The organism is Variibacter gotjawalensis, from assembly GCF_002355335.1.
GTDB lineage: Bacteria > Pseudomonadota > Alphaproteobacteria > Rhizobiales > Xanthobacteraceae > Variibacter > Variibacter gotjawalensis.
Map to the genome: position 1 here is coordinate 1,543,865 of NZ_AP014946.1, position 18,828 is coordinate 1,562,692.

17 protein-coding genes and 1 riboswitch are annotated in these 18,828 nt (G+C 61.9%); of the genes, 13 read left to right on the forward strand and 4 right to left on the reverse strand.

The window, feature by feature from the left end; all coding sequences use genetic code 11:
* Positions 1-27 precede the first annotated feature (27 nt).
* Positions 28-1,335 (forward strand): ATP-dependent protease ATPase subunit HslU, encoded by a 1,308-nt coding sequence (gene hslU, locus GJW30_RS07450; RefSeq protein ID WP_096353681.1) that lies wholly within the window; start codon positions 28-30, stop codon positions 1,333-1,335.
* Here the strand turns inward: hslU and GJW30_RS07455 are convergent.
* Both GJW30_RS07455 and GJW30_RS07460 read right to left on the reverse strand, forming a co-directional pair.
* Complete coding sequence (locus GJW30_RS07455; protein ID WP_096353684.1) at positions 1,325-2,044, reverse strand: tail fiber domain-containing protein; 720 nt, start codon at positions 2,042-2,044, stop codon at positions 1,325-1,327. The genes hslU and GJW30_RS07455 overlap by 11 nt on opposite strands.
* A 36-nt stretch (positions 2,045-2,080) precedes the next feature.
* Positions 2,081-2,407 (reverse strand): DUF2793 domain-containing protein, encoded by a 327-nt coding sequence (locus tag GJW30_RS07460; protein WP_130364793.1) that lies wholly within the window; start codon positions 2,405-2,407, stop codon positions 2,081-2,083.
* 208 nt (positions 2,408-2,615) lie between these two features.
* Here GJW30_RS07460 and GJW30_RS07465 point away from each other — a divergent pair, with 208 nt between their 5' ends.
* From GJW30_RS07465 to GJW30_RS07520, 12 genes are all read left to right on the forward strand, one after another.
* A complete protein-coding gene (locus GJW30_RS07465; RefSeq protein WP_096353688.1) occupies positions 2,616-4,022 on the forward strand; it encodes an APC family permease in 1,407 nt (468 codons plus the stop codon).
* Between the two features lie 127 nt (positions 4,023-4,149).
* Positions 4,150-4,506 carry a DUF1428 domain-containing protein gene (locus tag GJW30_RS07470; protein WP_096353691.1) on the forward strand — a complete coding sequence of 119 codons (357 nt, stop codon included), beginning with the start codon at positions 4,150-4,152 and terminating at the stop codon, positions 4,504-4,506.
* Positions 4,507-4,657: 151 nt separating this feature from the next.
* Positions 4,658-5,461 carry a DUF72 domain-containing protein gene (locus tag GJW30_RS07475; RefSeq protein WP_096353694.1) on the forward strand — a complete coding sequence of 268 codons (804 nt, stop codon included), beginning with the start codon at positions 4,658-4,660 and terminating at the stop codon, positions 5,459-5,461.
* 145 nt (positions 5,462-5,606) lie between these two features.
* Positions 5,607-6,377 (forward strand): ABC transporter ATP-binding protein, encoded by a 771-nt coding sequence (locus GJW30_RS07480; protein WP_096353697.1) that lies wholly within the window; start codon positions 5,607-5,609, stop codon positions 6,375-6,377.
* A complete protein-coding gene (locus GJW30_RS07485) occupies positions 6,374-7,909 on the forward strand; it encodes a permease (protein ID WP_096353700.1) in 1,536 nt (511 codons plus the stop codon). The genes GJW30_RS07480 and GJW30_RS07485 overlap by 4 nt, the downstream gene beginning before the upstream one ends.
* Positions 7,910-7,983: 74 nt before the next feature.
* Positions 7,984-8,181: riboswitch (cobalamin riboswitch) on the forward strand.
* 96 nt (positions 8,182-8,277) lie between these two features.
* Positions 8,278-10,326 carry a TonB-dependent receptor plug domain-containing protein gene (locus GJW30_RS07490; protein ID WP_096353703.1) on the forward strand — a complete coding sequence of 683 codons (2,049 nt, stop codon included), beginning with the start codon at positions 8,278-8,280 and terminating at the stop codon, positions 10,324-10,326.
* Positions 10,327-10,370: 44 nt separating this feature from the next.
* Positions 10,371-11,195, forward strand: coding sequence for an ABC transporter substrate-binding protein (locus GJW30_RS07495; RefSeq protein ID WP_157746710.1), 825 nt, complete (start codon positions 10,371-10,373; stop codon positions 11,193-11,195).
* Entirely contained in the window at positions 11,192-12,187 is a 996-nt protein-coding gene (locus tag GJW30_RS07500; protein WP_197703776.1) for a FecCD family ABC transporter permease, read from the forward strand. Before GJW30_RS07495 ends, GJW30_RS07500 begins: the two co-directional genes overlap by 4 nt.
* The gene (locus GJW30_RS07505) at positions 12,187-12,984 is read left to right on the forward strand and encodes an ABC transporter ATP-binding protein (RefSeq protein ID WP_096353708.1); all 798 of its coding nucleotides are present in this window, start codon (positions 12,187-12,189) and stop codon (positions 12,982-12,984) included. The genes GJW30_RS07500 and GJW30_RS07505 overlap by 1 nt, the downstream gene beginning before the upstream one ends.
* Positions 12,974-13,948, forward strand: coding sequence for a DUF6925 family protein (locus GJW30_RS07510; RefSeq protein WP_096353711.1), 975 nt, complete (start codon positions 12,974-12,976; stop codon positions 13,946-13,948). Before GJW30_RS07505 ends, GJW30_RS07510 begins: the two co-directional genes overlap by 11 nt.
* A gap of 125 nt (positions 13,949-14,073) precedes the next feature.
* Positions 14,074-16,368 (forward strand): putative bifunctional diguanylate cyclase/phosphodiesterase, encoded by a 2,295-nt coding sequence (locus tag GJW30_RS07515; RefSeq protein WP_096353714.1) that lies wholly within the window; start codon positions 14,074-14,076, stop codon positions 16,366-16,368.
* Positions 16,369-16,488: 120 nt separating this feature from the next.
* Positions 16,489-17,190 (forward strand): N-acyl amino acid synthase FeeM domain-containing protein, encoded by a 702-nt coding sequence (locus GJW30_RS07520; protein WP_096353717.1) that lies wholly within the window; start codon positions 16,489-16,491, stop codon positions 17,188-17,190.
* Here the strand turns inward: GJW30_RS07520 and GJW30_RS07525 are convergent.
* On the reverse strand, positions 17,187-17,819 hold the full coding sequence (locus GJW30_RS07525) for a glutathione S-transferase family protein (RefSeq protein ID WP_096353720.1): 633 nt from the start codon (positions 17,817-17,819) through the stop codon (positions 17,187-17,189). The two genes, GJW30_RS07520 and GJW30_RS07525, sit on opposite strands and share 4 nt — an antisense overlap.
* A gap of 163 nt (positions 17,820-17,982) precedes the next feature.
* Positions 17,983-18,801 carry a phytanoyl-CoA dioxygenase family protein gene (locus tag GJW30_RS07530; RefSeq protein ID WP_096353723.1) on the reverse strand — a complete coding sequence of 273 codons (819 nt, stop codon included), beginning with the start codon at positions 18,799-18,801 and terminating at the stop codon, positions 17,983-17,985.
* Positions 18,802-18,828: the final 27 nt, after the last annotated feature.

The following is an 18,828-nucleotide window of genomic DNA, read 5'->3' on the forward strand; positions in this document are numbered from 1 at the left end:
TAAAACGCTCTCATTTTTGGATAGCTTATGACCGATTTCTCTCCGCGCGAGATCGTTTCCGAACTCGACCGCTTCATCATCGGACAAGCCGACGCGAAGCGCGCCGTCGCGATTGCGCTGCGCAATCGTTGGCGCCGTCTGCAGCTCGACGACAAGATGCGCGAAGAGGTTCTGCCGAAGAATATCTTGATGATCGGGCCGACCGGCGTCGGCAAGACCGAAATTTCGCGCCGCCTCGCAAAGCTCGCGGCTGCGCCGTTCCTCAAGATCGAGGCGACGAAATTCACCGAGGTCGGCTATGTCGGTCGCGACGTCGAGCAGATCGTGCGCGATCTCGTCGAGATTTCGATCGGCATGACACGCGACAAGCGGCGCAAGGATGTGCGCACACGCGCGCATCAAGCGGCTGAAGAACGCGTGCTCAACGCGCTCGTCGGCGAGAATGCCAGCGCGGCGACGCGTGACTCGTTCCGGCGCAAATTGCGCGCCAATGAACTCGACGACAAGGAAATCGAGATAGAGCTTCAGTCTTCGGGCGGCGGCATGCCGATGTTCGAGATCCCCGGCATGCCGGGTGCGCAAATGGGCGCGATGTCGATCGGCGATATCTTCGGCAAGCTCGGCGGCGGACGCACGAAGCAAGTGCGCACGACCGTGAAAGATTCGTACGAGCAGCTCATCAACGAAGAGTCCGACAAGATGCTCGACACCGAGCAGCTAACTTCGGAGGCGATTCACATCGTCGAGAACAACGGCATCGTCTTCCTCGACGAGATCGACAAGATCTGCGCGCGCGATGGCCGCGCGGGTGGCGACGTGTCGCGCGAGGGCGTGCAGCGCGATCTTCTGCCGTTGATCGAGGGCACGACGGTTTCGACCAAGCACGGGCCGGTCAAGACCGATCATATCCTCTTCATCGCATCGGGCGCGTTCCACGTCGCCAAGCCCGCCGATCTTCTGCCGGAACTGCAGGGCCGTCTACCGATCCGCGTTGAGCTCAAACCGCTGACCCGCAACGACTTCCGCCGCATCCTGACCGAGACGGAAGCCTCGCTGATCAAGCAGACGGTGGCGCTGCTCGCGACTGAGGGCGTGACGCTCAGCTTCACGGACGATGCGATCGACGCGATTGCGGATATCGCTGTCGAGGTGAACAGCTCGGTCGAGAATATCGGCGCGCGCCGCCTGCAGACCGTGATGGAGCGCGTGCTCGACGAGATTTCGTTCTCGGCGAGCGACCGCTCCGGCGAGACCGTGACGATCGACGGCAACTATGTGCGTCAACACGTCGGCGATCTCGCCAAGAACGCGGACTTGAGCCGCTTCATCCTGTAACGCGCGATGAGAGCGCGTGCAGTTCCGCGCGCGTTTCCCGCAAGGCTGCCCACAGCACGGCGATCAGTTGATCCGGCCGGGTCCACTGCCGGCTGGTGGGATCATTCTTATCGTCAAGGCCCCATGCGCCGAAGTCGAGGTGCTGCGCGTCCATCGCGGCTTTGATCTCCTGCGCGATGAAGCCGGCGTGAATGCGCGTCCCCGGAATTTCCGCAACCGTGCCGTCGTCGTTCTGAACGTTGCCGCCGACTTTCCAGCGAAACAGTACAGGCTCAATGGTGTCGACCAATCCGCTCGCAGAGCTGAGCGGCCCGACGAGATCCTTGTCGCGCGCGTCTGACGTTTGGATCGTGCCGTTTGCCGCATAGATGGCCGACCACCGCCGCGTGGAATTGCCGAGCGTGTACGAGTTATCGACGTAAGGCGCGGTCACGCCGCCGAGGCTGATATAAGCCGCGCCATCGATGATCAGACCCTCGCGCCATGTCGAGCCGTCGGGCGAAACTTTGAAGTGGAGCTTGTCGTCGCCAGTTGCGCCGACTTCTGCACGGCCAGACCATCCGGTCTGAAACAGGAAGCTCACCGTGTCGCCGGTGGTCGCCTTGTTGAGTTTGATCTGATGCCCTTTGCCCGCGTTGTTAAACAGCGATGCGTCCGACTGCACCGCGAGCCGGTTCGTTGCGTCTGCCGTCGCGTTGATGCCGAACATCGGAATGTTCTGCGTCTGCTGCGTGCTGCTCGGGCTTCACGAACTGCCGTTGAACACGAGCAACTGCGCTTCGTCCGCGACCCACAGAGCCCAGCCGACTTTCGGCTTGAAATACGACCAGCCGCCGCTCTGCCACGCGGCGATGTCGCCGGCGTGCCCGGCCCAGGCTCCGGTGGGCGCAGTTGCAACGAGATAGCGCGCGCCGCTCGCCGGCAGATCGGGCGGGGCCTTCAGGTCACGATCGAGGACCGAGAGCTGGACGAGCGCGTCGAGCATCGCCAATGCTTCGTTGTGGGTGATGTGTTTCTGCGCCTGCGCGGCCATCAGCAGCGGGAATTCGAGCCTTTCGGTAATCTCTGACATGACAATCTCCAAGGAAATAAATCCTTGTAGCGTTTCGGCGATCAAGTGTCAAAGAATAAAATCTTATGGGTGTGCGCTTTGGTCGCACCCTTAAACCGCTGGTATTCCATGGAAAAACGGCTTGGTCGCCAGCAGCCATGCGCCACTCGCGTGGGTTGCAAGGAATAAACGGGTTAGCATTTCGGCGGCTAACCTGGGGAGGCTGCCAATGACAGACGTGACCGCGAACGGCCAGACGAAGGTCGAACCAAGTCTTCATCGCGTGATGGGGCCTTGGCTCCTGCTGCTTTTCATCGTCGGCGATATTTTGGGCACCGGCATCTATGCGTTGACCGGCCAGGTCGCGAAACAAGTCGGCGGCGTCGTTTGGTTGCCGTTCCTGGTAGCTTTCATCGTCGCGGTCATCACTGCCTTCAGCTATCTCGAACTCGTCACGAAATATCCGAAGGCCGCCGGCGCTGCGCTCTACACGCACAAAGCGTTCGGCATTCACTTCGTGACCTTCATCGTCGCCTTCGCGGTGATGTGCTCTGGCATCACGTCGTCGTCGACCGCCTCGCGCGCTTTCGCCGCGAACATGTCGCACGCCTTCGGCTTCAACTTCTCGACGACCGGCATCACGATCGTCGGCCTCGCGTTCATGGCGATTGTCGCGGCGGTCAACTTTCGCGGCGTCGGCGAGAGCGTGAAGGCAAACGTGCTGCTCACCTGCGTCGAACTCACCGGCCTGTTGATCGTCATCTTCGTCGGCCTGTGGGCGATCAGCGCCGGGCAGGGCGATGTCTCGCGCATCACGCAGTTCAACACGGTGGACGGCAGCTTCATCTGGCCCGTCATAGCGGCGACGACGCTAGCCTTCTTCGCGATGGTGGGCTTCGAAGATTCCGTGAATATGGCGGAGGAAACAGAAAATCCGACAAAGATCTTCCCGAAGATCTTGCTCGCGGGCCTCGTGATCACCGGTGTGATCTACGTGCTCGTTTCGATCTCGGCGATCACGCTGGTGCCGCCGGAGCAACTCGGCGAAGGCGAAACGCCGTTGCTCAAAGTCGTATCGGCAGGTGCGCCGAACTTCCCGCTCTGGATATTCGGCTTCATCACGATGTTCGCGGTGGCGAATTCCGCGCTCATCAACATGCTGATGGCGAGCCGCCTCGTATACGGCATGAGCCGCGAAAACGTGCTGCCGGCGGTGCTCGGCAAAGTGCACGCGACGCGCCGCACGCCTTACATCGCGATCGCCTTCACGACGCTGCTTGCTTTCGGCCTCATCACCTTTGTGGGCGGCGTGCCGCAGCTCGGCGGAACGACCGCGCTGCTACTGCTCTGCGTCTTCACGGTGGTGAATGTCTGCGTGCTGATCTTGCGCAAGGACAAAGTCGAGCACAGTCACTTCAGGACGCCGACGCCGCTCGCGATCCTCGGCGCGCTTTCTTGTGCGTTCCTGGTCGGCCCATGGACCGGCCGCAATCCGGAGCAATACACCATCGCGGGCGTGTTGCTCGCGATCGGCATCGGGCTTTGGGTCGTCACAGTGCTCGTCAACCGCGCGACCGGCGTGAAGCCGTCCGATCCGACGATGGAAGACATCGGCGGCACCGGCCCCGTCAACTAAGTCACGGTCCTGCAACGGAAAACGGCGGCCCGCGTGGCCGCCGTTTTTTATGCGTCGAATTGTCGGATTGCTGCCAGCCCATGCGTCCTTGATCCATAGACTTCAGAAATAACCAAGGAGAGTGCTGATGCCATATGTCGACGGCTTTATCGTCGCGGTGCCGAAGGATCGCGTTGAGGATTACAAGGTTTTGGCAGGCAAGGCTGCTGATGTCTGGATGGAACACGGCGCGTTGTCGTTCATCGAGAATATCGCCGACGATGTGCCGGTCGGCGAACTGACGTCCTTCCCGCGCGCCGTACATTTGAAAGATGACGAGGTCGTCGTCTTCTCGTGGATCACTTACGAATCCCGCGAGGCGCGCGACGCGATCAATGCCAAGGTCATGGCCGATCCCCGGCTTAAAATGGATGATCCGACGAACATGCCATTCGATGGCAAGCGCATGATCTACGGCGGCTTCAAGCCGATCGTCGAACGCTAGCGCGAACGCGGCGGCGCCTATCGAGCCTGCGCTTTGATAAACAAAGCGTAGGCTCTCGTTTATGAATGGTCGCATTTTCTTGACGCGAACCGGTGACCACTTCACTTGAAAATGCTCTAGTGCGCCGCCTCTCACATTTTGGACTGACGCCGTGACGAAAAAAGCCGAAGGACGCATCCGGGTTGGTATCGGTGGCTGGACCTTCGAGCCGTGGCGCGGCACGTTTTTCCCCGACAAGCTGTCGCAGAAGCGCGAGCTCGAATATGCGAGCAGCAAGCTGACGTCGATCGAGGTCAACGGCACGTACTACGGCTCGATGAAGCCTGCGACCTTTGCCAAATGGCACGAAGAAACGCCGGATGATTTCGTCTTCGCGCTCAAGGGCCCGCGTTTTGCGACTAATCGGAAAATTCTTGCTGAAGCTGGTGACTCGGTCGAGCGCTTTTTCAAGAGCGGCGTTCTCGAACTCAAGGACAAACTCGGCCCGATCAACTGGCAGCTGATGGGGACGAAGAAATTCGATCCCGAAGATTTTGCGAAGTTTCTTGCGTTGCTGCCGAGGACGGTGGAAGGGCGCGCGATCCAGCATGCGGTCGAAGTGCGTCACGAGAGTTTTGCCGATGCCGAAGTGATCGCCGCTGCGCGCGAACAGGGCATTGCGATCATCACGGCGGGCGACTCCGAATATGTCGAAATCGCCGATACGTCCGCGCCGTTCGTCTACGCGCGTATCCAGGGGACGAGCGAAGACGAGAAGCTCGGCTACAGCAAGAAAGCGCTGGACACGTGGGCGGAGCGCGCGAAGACCTGGGCGTCGGGAAGCGTTCCGTCGGACATGAAATCGGTCGGCAAAGCCGATGCGAAGAAGCCGCGCGACGTGTTCCTGTATGTCATTTCGGGACACAAGGAGCGCAACCCGCAAGCCGCGATGGCATTGCTCGAGCGGTTAGGCTGAAGCTCAGACCAAAACGTCGTCATGGCCCGCATGAAGCGGGCCATGACGGTGACGTTAACGCGCTAGTTACTCTAACTACCGCGCGTGGCTTCACGGCTCCGAAACTCTTGTCATCTATAAGGCTACCCATCAGGGAAGCCGCCACATGCTCAATCCGAAGCAAGCTCACGCTCTCGAAATTCGCGGGCTGTACAAAACTTTCGATCGCCCCGCGGTTGCGGGCCTCGATCTCACGGTCAATCGCGGCGAATTCTACGCATTGCTCGGCCCGAACGGCGCCGGCAAAACGACGACGCTGCGCATGGTTGCCGGATTGCTGCAGCCGGACGCCGGCACGATCCACATCGCGGGCCGAGACGCTTTGCTCAACGCGGTCGAAGCGAAGCGCATCGTCGCCTGGATCTCTGACGAGCCGATGATCTACGACAAGCTCACGCCGTTCGAGTATCTCGAATTCGTCGCCGGCCTATGGGCGATCGACGCGAAGGTCGCGCAGAAGCGCGCCACCGACTTGTTCGACTGGCTCGGCCTGGCTCCGCACGCGCACGAATATTGCGGCGGCTTTTCGAAAGGCATGCGCCAGAAGGTGGCACTCGCCGGCGCGCTGGTGCACGAACCCGAGGTCATCATTCTGGACGAGCCGCTGACCGGCCTCGACGCAGGTTCGGCGCGGCAGGTGAAGCAAGTGCTGCGTGAGCGTGTCGATGGCGGCGCGACCGTCATCATGACAACACACATTCTCGAAGTCGCCGAGCGCATGGCCGAACGTATCGGCGTCATTGCGAAGGGGCGATTGATCGCCGAAGGCACGTTCGCACAATTGCGTGAGCAGACGCGCGGCACGACGACGCTCGAAGAGACGTTCCTGGCGCTCGTCGCCGAGGAGAACGAGACCTCCGATACGGCTGCCGCATGAGCACGCCCGGCTCTATACCGTGGCTTGCGGCGCACGAGCTGCGGCTGTCGTGGCGCGATTGGTATCAGCTGCTCACCGCGGGCAAGAAGTCGCGCGCGCGTAAAGTCGCGTTCATTCTTATTCTCTTCGCGATCGGCGTGCATGGATTCGCTTGGTTCATGGTGCGCAAGTTTTCGGCTACCGACTTCGCCGTAGCGAAGGCGAATTATTTGCTGCTGACCGGCGGCTTTCTGCTCTACTTCTTCTTGATGATCTCGCAGGCGATGGAATCCGCGACCCGCATTCTCTACGCTCGCGCTGATCTCGACCTGATCCACTCGTCGCCCGCTGTGCTGCGGCGCGTGTTTGTCGTGCGTCTCGCTATCGTCGCCATCTCGATCGCCGTGATGGCGCTGCTGCTCGCTTCGCCCTTCATCAACGTGCTGACGGTTCGCGAAGGCGCGTTTTGGCTCAGTGCCTACGGCGTCGTCATGGCGATGGGCTGCGTTGCGGCCGCTTTGGCGGTGACGCTCACCGCAATCCTCTTCAATGTCGTCGGCGCGCGTCGCACGCGGTTCGCGGCACAACTCGTGGCGGCGATCGTCGGCGCTTTCTTTATTATCGGCCTGCAGGTCGTTGCGATCTTCACTTCGGAAACGCTGTCGCATCTCTCTCTGCTGCAGACCGATTGGCTTGTCGCGATCGCGCCCGATGTCGACAGCGCATGGTGGTATCCGGCGCGCGCGGCTCTCGGCGATACCTCGCGATTGATCGCGGTGCTCGGAATAGCATTCGGCTTGATCGCGCTCGTCATTACGATCTTCTCGCATCGTTTTGTACGATATACGGCGCTAGCCGCGAATGTCGGCGAAGCGCAGACGCGCCGTGCCAAAGTTCTGAAAGCATTCCGTTGGAGATCGCCGGCGCAGGCGTTGCGTCGCAAGGAGTGGGTGCTGCTGATGCGGGACCCCTGGCTGATATCCCAGAGCATGATGCAGCTGCTGTATCTGCTGCCTCCGGCGCTTCTCCTTTGGCGCACCTACGGTCACGGGCGGGACTCGCTTGTCCTGCTCATGCCGGTTCTCGTTATGGCTGCAGGTCAACTTGCCGGCGGCCTCGCATGGCTCGCCATCTCGGGCGAAGACGCGCCGGAGCTGGTCGCCACCGCACCAATCTCTCCGGCTCAAGCAACGCGCGCGAAAGTCGAAGCCGTTCTCGGCGCGATTGCGATCATCTTATTGCCGTTCGTATTCGCTTTCGCGTTGGCCTCCGTTTACCTCGCGCTCGTATTGGCAATCGGCGTGCTCGTTTCCGGTGGCTCAGCGACAATGGTTCAGCTGTGGTTTCGCGCGCAGGCCCGGCGTGCGCAATTCCATCGCCGGCAAACGTCGTCGCGCATCGCGACCTTCGCGGAAGCTTTCTCATCGATCGGGTGGGCCGGGACGGCAGCGGTGCTTGCCAATGGGATGCCGCGTTCGGCGACCGTCAGCGCTCTCCTTACGATCGCTGTCTTGCTCATCGCACGCTCGCTGGCGCCGAAGCCGGAACGATGAGCGGCATATTAGACACACTCTGAGTGCGAAGCGCCGCCACACCGTCGCCATAAATTGACTCGGGCGACCCCACTACCATAACTGACGGTGACGGTTCCCTTCGGGGATCAAAAGGGAACGCGGTGCCGGGGAGGCAACTCCACTATGCCGCGGCTGCCCCCGCAACTGTAAGCGACGAGCTTGCTTTCATGAGACCACTGGGTTCGCCCCGGGAAGGTGAGAGCAGGCGATGACCCGCGAGCCAGGAGACCTGCCGTCATTCGTGGTCACACGCGAGCACGTCGGTCGGGGTGAACTGGCGGTTACTGCTTCTTCGTACGAAGGAGCGGTTTCGTTCGCGGTGACGTGCCACGTACCTCGAGGCCGTCATGTCTCTTTCGTCTCTTAAGATTCGCCACATCCTGCTGGCGAGCAGTATTCTCTCCGTTTCCACCATAGCGACCGAAGTGAAAGCGCAAGCGACGCTCGATCCTGTCGTCGTTCCGGCGCCGCAGCCGCGCGAGGCCGTCGTGCCGCAGCGTCAGCGTACGACGCAGGGCCGCCGCGGCACGCGCCGCGCTACCCGTCCGGTTGCGCCCGTTGCCGCCGTACCGGCTCCGGCCGTTGAGCGCGCAAGTCTGCCGACAACCGTTCCGACGCCGGTCGAGCGTATCGGCTCGTCCGTCACCGTGATCGGCGCTGCGCAGATCGAGCGCGATCAGCGCCGCACCGTGCCGGAAGTTTTGCAGACAGTGCCAGGCCTTGTCGTCGTGCCGAGCGGTGGTCCGGGCAACCAGACATCGGTCTTCATGCGCGGCACCAACTCGAACCACGTCAAAGTGCTGGTTGACGGAATCAGCATCAACGATCCGGCGACCGGCTTGATCGATTTCGGCAATCTCGCCGCGACGGGCGACATCGAGCGTGTCGAAGTGCTGCGCGGTCCGCAGAGCGGGCTCTACGGCTCGGATGCACTCGGCGGCATCATTGCGATCACGGCCAAGCGCGGCGAAGGTCCGCCGAAGGCTGCCGTTACGCTGGAAGGCGGCTCGTTCGGCACTTTCAATCAGAACGTCAACGTGTCGGGCTCGCACGAAAGGTTCGACTACGCCTTCAACGTCAGCCACTTCCGCGCCGAGTCGGTGCCGGTGACGCCGCTTGAGCTGTTGCCGCCGGGGCAGCGGCGTATCAACGACTTCTACGATAACCTTACGTTTTCGACGAAGCTCGGCGCGCAACTGACGGAGAATTTCCGCATCAACTTCGTAGCGCGCTACACCGATGCGACGTTGCGCTTCACGGGCGACGGCTTCGACCCCGTCACATTCGCGGCTGTTCCGAACGCACAACAGAGCCGGCAACAGATCGAGCAGTTTGCGACGCGCGGCGAAGCCGTCTGGCAAACCTTCGATGGTCGCTTGGTCAATACGCTCGGCGCGAACTATTTCGAGCAGAAGAGCTACAGCGCGTCGCCGGATGGAAGCTCGCGCAGCACGATCGGCGATCGCACGCGGATCGATTGGCGTTCGCAATATGCTTTCCTACCGGGTCAGTTCTTGATCGCGGGCGCGGATCACGAGATCGAACGCTTCAGTAAGCCAGGCTTTGGAGCCGAGAACTCGAACACTGGGGGCTGGCTAGAATTGCAGGCTCAACCGTTCGAGCGCGCATTCCTGGCAGCTAACGTCCGCTATGACGAGAACGAGCACTTTGGCGGACACACGACGTGGCGTGTCGCGCCGTCCTACATCATCGCGGGCAGCGAGACGAAACTGAAGGGCAGCGTCGGCACCGGCTTTAAAGCTCCGACGCTCAGCCAGCTGTTCGAAGATTTTCCGGACTTCTTCTTCTTCGGCAACCCGAATCTCAAGCCGGAGGAAAGCCTCGGTTACGATATCGGCTTTGAGCAGCCGTTGGCGGGTGGCCAGTTGCGCGTCGGTGCTGTGTACTTTCACAACGACATCACGAACCTGATTTCGACCGTCTTCCTTCCCGATTTTACATCGACGCTTGGAAACATAAATCGGGCAACGACTCGCGGCGTTGAGGCCTTTGTGTCCGCCCAGGTGACTGATCGGATCAAGGTCCGAGCCGATTGGACCTACACTGATGCAATTGACGAGCAAACGAAACAGCAACTCATTCGCCGCCCGCGCAACAAGGGCAGCGTGACGGTCGCTTACTCGCCGTACGATCCGCTGACGCTCTCGGCAACGGTGCTCTACATCGGCGAATTCGCTGATCGAGACCGGACTTTCTTCGCGCCGACGATCAACCCCGGCTACACGCTGCTGAACGTTGCGGCGAACTACCAAGTCAATCCGTACACGAAGGTGTTCGCGCGCGTCGACAACCTGACCAACGAGAAATACGAGCCCGTCACCGGCTTCCTCGGTCGCGGCATCGGCGTCTACGGCGGCGTCCGTGTGACAAACTAGGCCGCACGTGTGCTAAACACCGGCTCGCCAGCGAGGAATGCCTGTTGCGAGCCGTAGCGACCACACTCCTCGGTGTCGCGCTTTTGAGCGCGGCGCCGCTTTCGTTAGACGCCGCGCCGCAACGCGTCGTCTCGCTGAACATTTGCAGCGACGAACTGGTGCTGCGTCTTGCGGAGCCGGAGCACATCGCGTCGGTGACGTGGCTATCGCGCGACGCTCGTTCGTCCAACGTCTCGGACCTCGCCGCGCGCGTTCCGGTCAACCACGGCCTCGCCGAGGAAGTTGTGCCGCAACGCCCCGACCTCGTCTTCGCGGGCGCTTTCACGACGACGACCGCGACTGCGCTCATCCGCCGTCAAGGCATTCCGGTTCGTATTCTCCCGATCGCCGCGAGCGTCGACGATGCGCGCGCGCATATTCGTGAGGTCGCGTCCGCGCTCGGAACGCAGGACCGCGGCGAAGCGATCGTCGCCGATATGGATCGCCGCCTCGCGGCGCTTCCAGCTGCGCCGCCACGCGCCGTATCCGCGCTCGTTCTTAACCCGGCCGGCTTCGCGGTCGGTGCGGATTCGCTCATCGACGACATTATGCGTCGCGCCGGACTTGAAAATACCGCGCGCCGCCTCGGAGCGCAGAACTTCATTCCGCTCGAGCTCGTTGTGATGAGCGCGCCCGAACTACTCATCATCAACGCGGCACGCGACGGCCCGCCGTCGCTCGCGACCGAGATACTCAAACATCCGGCTCTCGCGCGCATGAAGAATACGCGCACGATCGTACTGCCGTCGCGTCTGTGGACCTGCGGCGGCCCTGGCAATGTCGAAGCCATCGAGAGATTGATCGCGGTCGCGCGCGAGGTGCGCTCGTGACCGCGCCGCGCCTTTGGCCGCTAATTCTTGCGCTCAGTGTTCTCACGCTCGCCCTTTTCGCGATCTCGCTTGCGGCCGGCTATGTCTCGCTCGATCTTATGACGGCGTTCGGCGACGTGCTCGCGGGCCGCGAGACTCTGGAAGCCACGGTGCTGACGCAGCTACGCCTGCCGCGTGCGCTGCTCGGCGCGCTCGTCGGTTTCAGCCTCGGCATCACGGGCGCTGCGCTGCAGGGACTTCTGCGCAACCCGCTCGCCGAGCCCGGCATCGTCGGCGTCTCGGGCGCTGCCGCATTCGGCGCCGTGCTGATGTTCTATTTCGGCTTTGCGGGCGCGCTCTCGCTTGCGCTGCCTCTCGGCGGCATCGCGGGCGCTGCTGCATCGACCCTGATCCTCTATGCGCTCGCCGGCCGCGATGCCGGCACGATGACGCTCATCCTTGCGGGCGTTGCCGTCAACGCGCTTGCGGGCGCGCTGACATCGCTCGCGCTCAACCTCTCGCCAAACCCATACGCGGCGCTCGAAATCGTATTCTGGCTGATGGGCTCGCTCGCCGACCGCAGTTTGCCGTATGTCTGGCTAACCGCGCCGCTGATGATCATCGGCTGGGCGTTGCTGCTCGCATCCGCGCCCGCGCTCGACGCGCTGACGCTCGGCGAAGACACGGCGAAAAGCCTCGGCATCAACCTGCAACGCCTTCGCTTCCAGCTCGTCGCCGGCGCGGCGCTTGCAGTCGGCAGCGCCGTCGCGGTGACCGGCGCGATCGGCTTCGTCGGCCTCGTCGTGCCGCATGTGTTGCGTCCGCTCGTCGGACACCGGCCGGGAAAACTGCTGCTGGTCAGCGGCCTCGGCGGCGCGGCGCTGACGCTCGCGGCCGACATCGCGATCCGCGTGATCCCGATCCGCCCCGAACTCAAGCTCGGCGTCATCACGGCGCTGATCGGTGCACCATTCCTCTTCAGCCTTATCTACCGCTTGCGGCAGGAGGCGTGATGCGGATCGACGCGCGCGATATCGCGTTCAGTTACGGCGATACGCCCGTGCTCGACGGCGTATCGCTGTCGCTGCATCCGGGAGAATTTGTCGGCTTGATCGGGCCGAACGGTGCGGGCAAATCGTCGTTGCTTCGCGTGCTCGCAAATCTGCGTGCGCCGAATGGCGGAACCGTTCGATATGACGATGCGGACGCGGCATCGATCGGCGCGCGCCGCTTGGCGCAACGCCTCGCATTTCTCGCGCAGGACAGCCAAGCCTATTGGCCGCTGCGGGTCGACGCCGTCGTTGCACTCGGCCGCCACCCGTATCGCAAGCCGTTTCGTGGCGCTGACGAGACCGATCGCGCCGCCATCGCGCGCGCGATCCAAGCCGCCGATGTCACCGCGTTTAGTCAGCGAACGATGGCGCAGCTTTCCGGCGGGGAGCGCATGCGTGTGCTGCTGGCACGTGCGCTCGCGGTGGAAGCCGAGACGCTGCTGTGCGATGAACCCACCGCCTCGCTCGATCCCGCGCATCAGATCGACACGATGAATCTGCTGCGTGCTGCGGCGCACAGCGACCGCAGCGTTGTTGTGGTCCTGCACGACCTGTCACTCGCGGCGCGCTACTGCGACCGCTTGATTTTGCTGTCTGGCGGAAAAATCCTTGCTGACGGACCGCCCGATGCCGTGCTCACCGACCGAAACCTTGCCGATGCTTATGGCATCGACGTGGTGCGCGGCACGCACGATGGTGTACCGTTTCTCCTGCCGTGGGCCGCGTTGCCCGCGCCAGGAGGGAAGGGTGGAGCCTGATCTTTACGCGGTGCTGGCGGGCTTCGTGCCCGATACGGACACCGGTTGGTCACTCGGCACGTTCGGTGCGATCGCGGAATTCACCCGCGATCCTGGCGAACCGGTCGAACTCGTGTCCAGGTCGTCGCGCCTGTCCGCGGTCACCGGACGCGGCGGCATCCTTCTGTTTCCGAACACGCATCTCCGTCTCGTTGCCTCCGAAGCCGTGACGAAAAGCGGTTGGAGCCAGAAGGTGGCCCTCTGTCTGCCGCTCGATCACAGCGCGATGTCGCGGCGAGCGACGCTGACGGAGATCGGCATCGATACGGAAGCGTTGCGCGACGAAGATCGCGGCGACATTCTTTTCGACCTCGGTCTCGACGTCGGTCATCTCGACGCCTGCGTCCGCGTGTCGCCGCAAGTCGCGGCGCAACTCCGCCGTCATTGCGGGCGGTCGCTGTTCGAATCAGGCAATACGGCGATCCACGATATTCTTGCCGCGAAACCGCATCGCGTCTTCGTAACGCGCGTCGGCCGGATCGAGGTTTTCCAACCGATTCCGCCCGCCGACGGCCGCAGTCCCGAGGGGCCTCACACGCATCTGCTGCCCGCTTTGCTCGCGCATCGACGCACGCATCCGGCGACCGAGCTGATCCCCGAGGGGCTCGTGCCGGTCGCGCATTTCTATCCGCCGCACCCGGTGTCGATGGGGACAGAGTTCGCGCCGGACCGGCACGAAAGCTTTCAGCAGCTGTTACGCGCGTTCGGCGATGCCGGTTACGTGCGGTTCAAGGACGATGTCAGCGCACGCCTCGACGCTGCGAGTACCGAGCTTGCGCCGGCCAGTAAGGCCGACCGCATCGCCTACCGCGTCGCCATCAAACAAGCGCACGCGCAAGGCCGAATCATTCCGGATTCTTGGTCGATCAGCGCGGTGCACGACGGCGATGTCGACCCCGAAATGGTCGAACAACACCCTCATTAACCTTCTATCAACCTTACCGGCATCATTCCGCAATTGCAGCGCAACGAGGAACCCTTTGTTCACGGCGCTAATGCACTCTCGTGTTTACGGAAACCTTCGTTCTAAGTCCGAGAGTTAATCGGCGAATGCCGCTGACGGAAGATAACAAAAGCAAGAATCTGCCGGCCGACGTCTATGTCTCGTTGGTGGATGCTCTTTATCGCGAGCCGCTGACCCTGTTCATCGGCGCACTGGCGGCTGCCGGTGGTGTATTGCTTACCGCATGGACGTCCGGATCTTTCCTGCTCTACGGAACTGCTGCCGTCGTCGTTCTCGCTGCTCTTTTGCGCCTGCATGACATGCGCTCCTTCGCGAAGTATCGCGACAATCTCACGGCCGAAAAAGCCTGGCACTGGGAGCTGCGCTACATCATCGGCGTCGCCGGCGTGCTGTTGCCGCTCGGCGCGTGGTGCATCATCGGCTTCGCCTATCTCAAAGACCCGTTCGTCCAGACGATCTGCTATGGCGCGACAGTCGCCTACATGATCGGCATCGCGGGCCGCAATTTTGCAATCGAGCGCATCGTGACCGCGCAGATCGTATTCTCCGCCGTGCCGATGGCGATCGCCTTCTTTGCGATGGGCACGATCGAATACTTCCTCGCCGGTCTTCTGATGGCGGGCTTCTTCGTGACGCTGAAGATGATCTCGGATCGTCTGCGCTCGAACTATCTCGACGCCATCATCTCGACGCGAAACGTCACCGAACTCGCAACGCGCTTCGACACTGCGCTGAACAACATGCCGCACGGCCTTGCGATGTTCAACGCGACCGGCCGCCTCGAAGTCGCCAACCGCCGTTTGATCGATCTCTTCAAGCTTCCGCTGACGATTGCGGATGGCAAAACCAACGTGCGCGGCCTCGTCGCCGCGGGCCGGCGCTCCGGCGCGATCCTGAGCTCCGACGTCAAACAGCTGGCCGAAGAACTTGAGCTTCGCACGGCGCGCGAGAAGAGCGGCGTGATGGCGACTGATCTCGCCGACGGCCGCAGCCTGGAAATCACCATTCAGCCGATGTCGAACGGCGGCTCGGTGGCGCTTATCGAAGACGTGACGGAGCGAAAGGCGGCTGAAGCAAAGATTGCGCACCTCGCGCGCTTCGACGCGCTGACCGGGTTGCCGAACCGCGCCTACTTCCGCGAACGTATGGATCGCGTGATCGCACTGACGCAGCGCGGCGAATCCTGCGCGGTTTTGTTCGTCGATCTCGATCAATTCAAGAACGTGAACGATACGCTCGGTCACCCGATCGGCGACGCGTTACTGCGCGTCGTCGCGGAGCGCCTCGGATCGATCGTGCGTGATACCGACCTCGTCTCGCGCTTCGGCGGCGACGAATTCGTCATCCTCCAATCGCCGATCAAAGGTCCGGAACAAGCCGCATCGCTCGCGCGCCGCATCCTCAGCGCGCTCGGCGAAGTGTTCGGCATTGCGGATCATCAGATCGTCGTCGGCGCAAGCGTCGGCATCGCGATGGCGCCGACCGATGGCCGCGACGCGGATACGCTATTGAAGAATGCCGACATGGCGCTCTATCGCGCGAAGTCGGACGGCCGCGCCGGATGGCGCTTCTTCGAACCCGATATGGACGTGAAGGCGCAGGCGCGCCGCGCGCTCGAGCTCGATCTGCGCACCGCTGTCACGACCGACGCTTTCGAGGTCTATTATCAGCCGCTGCTTAATGCGCAGACGATGGAAATCACGACCTGCGAAGCCCTGATTCGCTGGCCACATGCGAAGCGCGGCATGGTGTCTCCCGCAGAGTTTATTCCGATCGCCGAAGAGATGGGTCTCATCAGCGAGATCGGAAAACGCGTGCTGCGAAAAGCCTGTGCCGAATGCATGAAGTGGCCGAAGCACGTTCGTGTCGCCGTCAACATCTCGGCTGTGCAGGTGAAGCGCGGCAACGTTCCGGCGGTCATTCGCGAAGCTCTCGAGGGCTCAGGCCTCGCGGCCAATCGCCTCGAAATCGAAATCACCGAGTCGGTGCTTCTGCAGGACACCGAAGCGACGCACACGTTCATCCGTGAGCTGCACGAGATGGGTGTCCGGCTGTCGCTCGACGATTTCGGCACCGGCTATTCGAGCTTGAGCTACCTGCACAGCTATCCGCTCGACAAGATCAAGATCGATCGCAGTTTCCTCAAAGACATCGAGTCGCAAGACCGCGTCCGCAAGTTGGTCGAAGGCGTCGCGCGCTTGAGTTCCGAACTTGGCCTCAGCGTAGCGGTTGAAGGTGTCGAGACTGAAAGCCAATGCGACCTGTTGCGCAGCATTCCTTACGTGACGGAAATGCAGGGCTTCTTGTTCAGCCGTCCGGTTCCGCGTCTCGAAGTCCGCAAGATGTTGGATGGAACCACACCTATCCGCAAGGTTGCGTAGCATCTCGCACTCGCGAACGACTCGCAACACAATCCCTTGTTAACGATATCACGCCTTTGGTCTTGCATTCGGTTAACGCGGCGTTAACGTTTGCATCGGCCATTCGGGGTGAGATTTGCGATGTTAGCGGCGAATAAAAGTGAGGATCAACTCAGCTTCACGGATCGCGTTGCCGCGTTTTTAGAGAACGTCGACTACCGGCTGATGAGTTCGCCCGAAGATCGCGAGACGATCTATCGCTTGCGCTACGATGCTTATCTTCGCGAAGGTACGATCGAGCCATCACCGTCGCGCCGTATCACCGACAAATACGATGATCTCGAAAACTCTTGGATATTCGGCATCTACTACGAAGAAGAATTACTGAGCTCGATCCGCCTCAGCGTGTCGCTGCCGGGACATTCGATCATTCCCGCGCTCGGTGTGTTCGGCGATCATCTCGAAGGGCCGATCGCCAACGGCACTGTTTATGTCGACCCGACGCGCTTCGTTGCCGATGCTGAAGCGGCGCGCCGCTATCCAGTGCTGCCTTACGTCACGCTGCGTGCGGCATTCCTCGCCGGCGGCTATTTCAATGCCGACTATGTGCTCGCCACCGTGCGACGCGAACATCAAGCATTCTACAAGCGCGTGCTTCAGTGCACGCCGCTGTGCCCGCCGCGAAATTACCCGAGTCTCACGAAGCCAATCTCGCTGATGTCGGTGCATTATCCGACGAGTTCGCTAAAGGTCGCGCAGCGTTATCCGTTCTTCCATTCGACGGTTGCGGAGCGTCGCGCGCTGTTCTCGCGCCCGCCGCGCTCTGTGCACGCCGCCGCTTAAGCCGGAAGCCTTTGGGCGCTCTGCAGCGCAAGCATCGGCACGTGATCCGTCTGCGCGGCGACACGGCTCAGCCACGCGCGCAGCGCCGGAAACAACGCGAGATCGAAACCACTTTCCTCGGCGCAATGCGTGTAGGCATAGAGCGCGATGTCGGCGATCGAATAACGTCCGTCGACGAAGTAGTCGTGGCTTTGGAGATGCTTCTCCATCACGCCGAGCGCCTGATAGCCGCGCTCCATCCAATCTTCGATTGCGTGGCTCTGCAGTTCGCGCCCGCCTTTCACCAGCGTCAGCCAAAAGTAGGCTTGACCTAGGTTAGGCTCGAGGCTGTGCTGCTCGAAAAACATCCACTGCATCGCTTCGGCGCGCTGAATGCGGTCGGTCGGCGCGAGCGGCGTGCCGTCACCGACGAACCACAGAATGGCATTTGATTCGGCGAGATAACGCTGCGGACCGACTTCGAGCACCGGCACGCGCCCGTTCGGATTCATCGCCAGAAAATCCGGTGTGCGGCTTTCGCCTTTCAGAATGTCGATCTCGACGGCGCGATGCGGAATGGCAAGCTGCGTGAGCGCGAGCCGCACCTTGTAGCAATTGCCGGAGCGTTGCATCGAATAGAGGGTGTACATCAACGTCCTCGAAAAACTGCGCCGGTGCGCCAATGCCGCAGATAGACGCGGATCGGCGGCCTTTCAATGGCGCGAAACAAACCTCTCCGCGCCGCGTCACAAAAAGAAAATGGGCGCCGCCTTTGCGGCGACGCCCACACGATCGTTTCCCAAGCCGCGCGTCCTATTCGGCCGCGACGCGATGCGCGCGCGCATGTTCGAGCAGTGCCCCGTCATCGACCGGCTGGATCGGCGTGAAGTCGCGGTGCGCGATGAATTCAGGCCGCGTGAATTTGGTGATGTGATTGGAGACCGCGCACAGCGTCAGATAGATGATCTTGCGCGGGTAGGGCGTGATGTTCGGCGCCGAGCCGTGCACCAGGTTGCCGTGGAACATCAGCACCGAGCCCGGCTTGCCGACCGGCGCGACGATGCCAGGCTTGCCGTCTTCTTCGGCCTCGCGGCAGAGCCGCGTCACGGTGCTCTCGTCGAGTGTCCACAGCGGATACGACGTCGTCGAAAGGTCGTGCCCGGCTTCGAGCGTGCCGTGCTTATGGCTCTTCGGCACGAGCATCAGCGCGCCGTTGAACGGGTGAACCTCGTCGAGATAGACCGCGATGTTCATCGCGCGCGGTTCCGGCATGCCGTCGTCGCGCGCCCACGTGCCGTAATCCTGATGCCACTGCCAGACATCGCCCGTGAAGGCCGCCTTCGCATTCAGCTTGAACTGATGCACGTAGACGGGTTCGCCGAACACCTGCTGCAGCGGCTCGACAAGGCGCGGGTGATGCGCCAGCAAACGGAAAACTTCGTTGAACGTGTGCGCGGCGAAACCCGTGCGTGGTGCGCCGGATTTTTCGCGCCACACTTCGGGGCGATCCATCTTGAGGATGTTATCGGCCTCGATGCTCATCAGCGCGATTTCTTCGGCCGAGAAACATTCCGGAAAGAACATGTAGCCTTGGTCGTCGAACTGCTTCACCTGTTCTTGCGACAGTTTCATAGCGATTCCTCCTGCGTGTTTGTTGGC

Bases quoted from the DNA above. Each gene is read 5' to 3' on its own strand.
- GJW30_RS07520 (WP_096353717.1), top strand. From the start codon at position 16,489: ATGTTAGCGGCGAATAAAAGTGAGGATCAACTCAGCTTCACGGATCGC.
- GJW30_RS07530 (WP_096353723.1), bottom strand. From the start codon at position 18,801: ATGAAACTGTCGCAAGAACAGGTGAAGCAGTTCGACGACCAAGGCTAC.
- GJW30_RS07465 (WP_096353688.1), top strand. From the start codon at position 2,616: ATGACAGACGTGACCGCGAACGGCCAGACGAAGGTCGAACCAAGTCTT.
- hslU (WP_096353681.1), top strand. From the start codon at position 28: ATGACCGATTTCTCTCCGCGCGAGATCGTTTCCGAACTCGACCGCTTC.
- GJW30_RS07470 (WP_096353691.1), top strand. From the start codon at position 4,150: ATGCCATATGTCGACGGCTTTATCGTCGCGGTGCCGAAGGATCGCGTT.
- GJW30_RS07480 (WP_096353697.1), top strand. From the start codon at position 5,607: ATGCTCAATCCGAAGCAAGCTCACGCTCTCGAAATTCGCGGGCTGTAC.
- GJW30_RS07505 (WP_096353708.1), top strand. From the start codon at position 12,187: ATGCGGATCGACGCGCGCGATATCGCGTTCAGTTACGGCGATACGCCC.
- GJW30_RS07525 (WP_096353720.1), bottom strand. From the start codon at position 17,819: ATGTACACCCTCTATTCGATGCAACGCTCCGGCAATTGCTACAAGGTG.
- GJW30_RS07455 (WP_096353684.1), bottom strand. From the start codon at position 2,044: ATGTTCGGCATCAACGCGACGGCAGACGCAACGAACCGGCTCGCGGTG.
- GJW30_RS07490 (WP_096353703.1), top strand. From the start codon at position 8,278: ATGTCTCTTTCGTCTCTTAAGATTCGCCACATCCTGCTGGCGAGCAGT.
- GJW30_RS07515 (WP_096353714.1), top strand. From the start codon at position 14,074: ATGCCGCTGACGGAAGATAACAAAAGCAAGAATCTGCCGGCCGACGTC.
- GJW30_RS07460 (WP_130364793.1), bottom strand. From the start codon at position 2,407: ATGTCAGAGATTACCGAAAGGCTCGAATTCCCGCTGCTGATGGCCGCG.
- GJW30_RS07485 (WP_096353700.1), top strand. From the start codon at position 6,374: ATGAGCACGCCCGGCTCTATACCGTGGCTTGCGGCGCACGAGCTGCGG.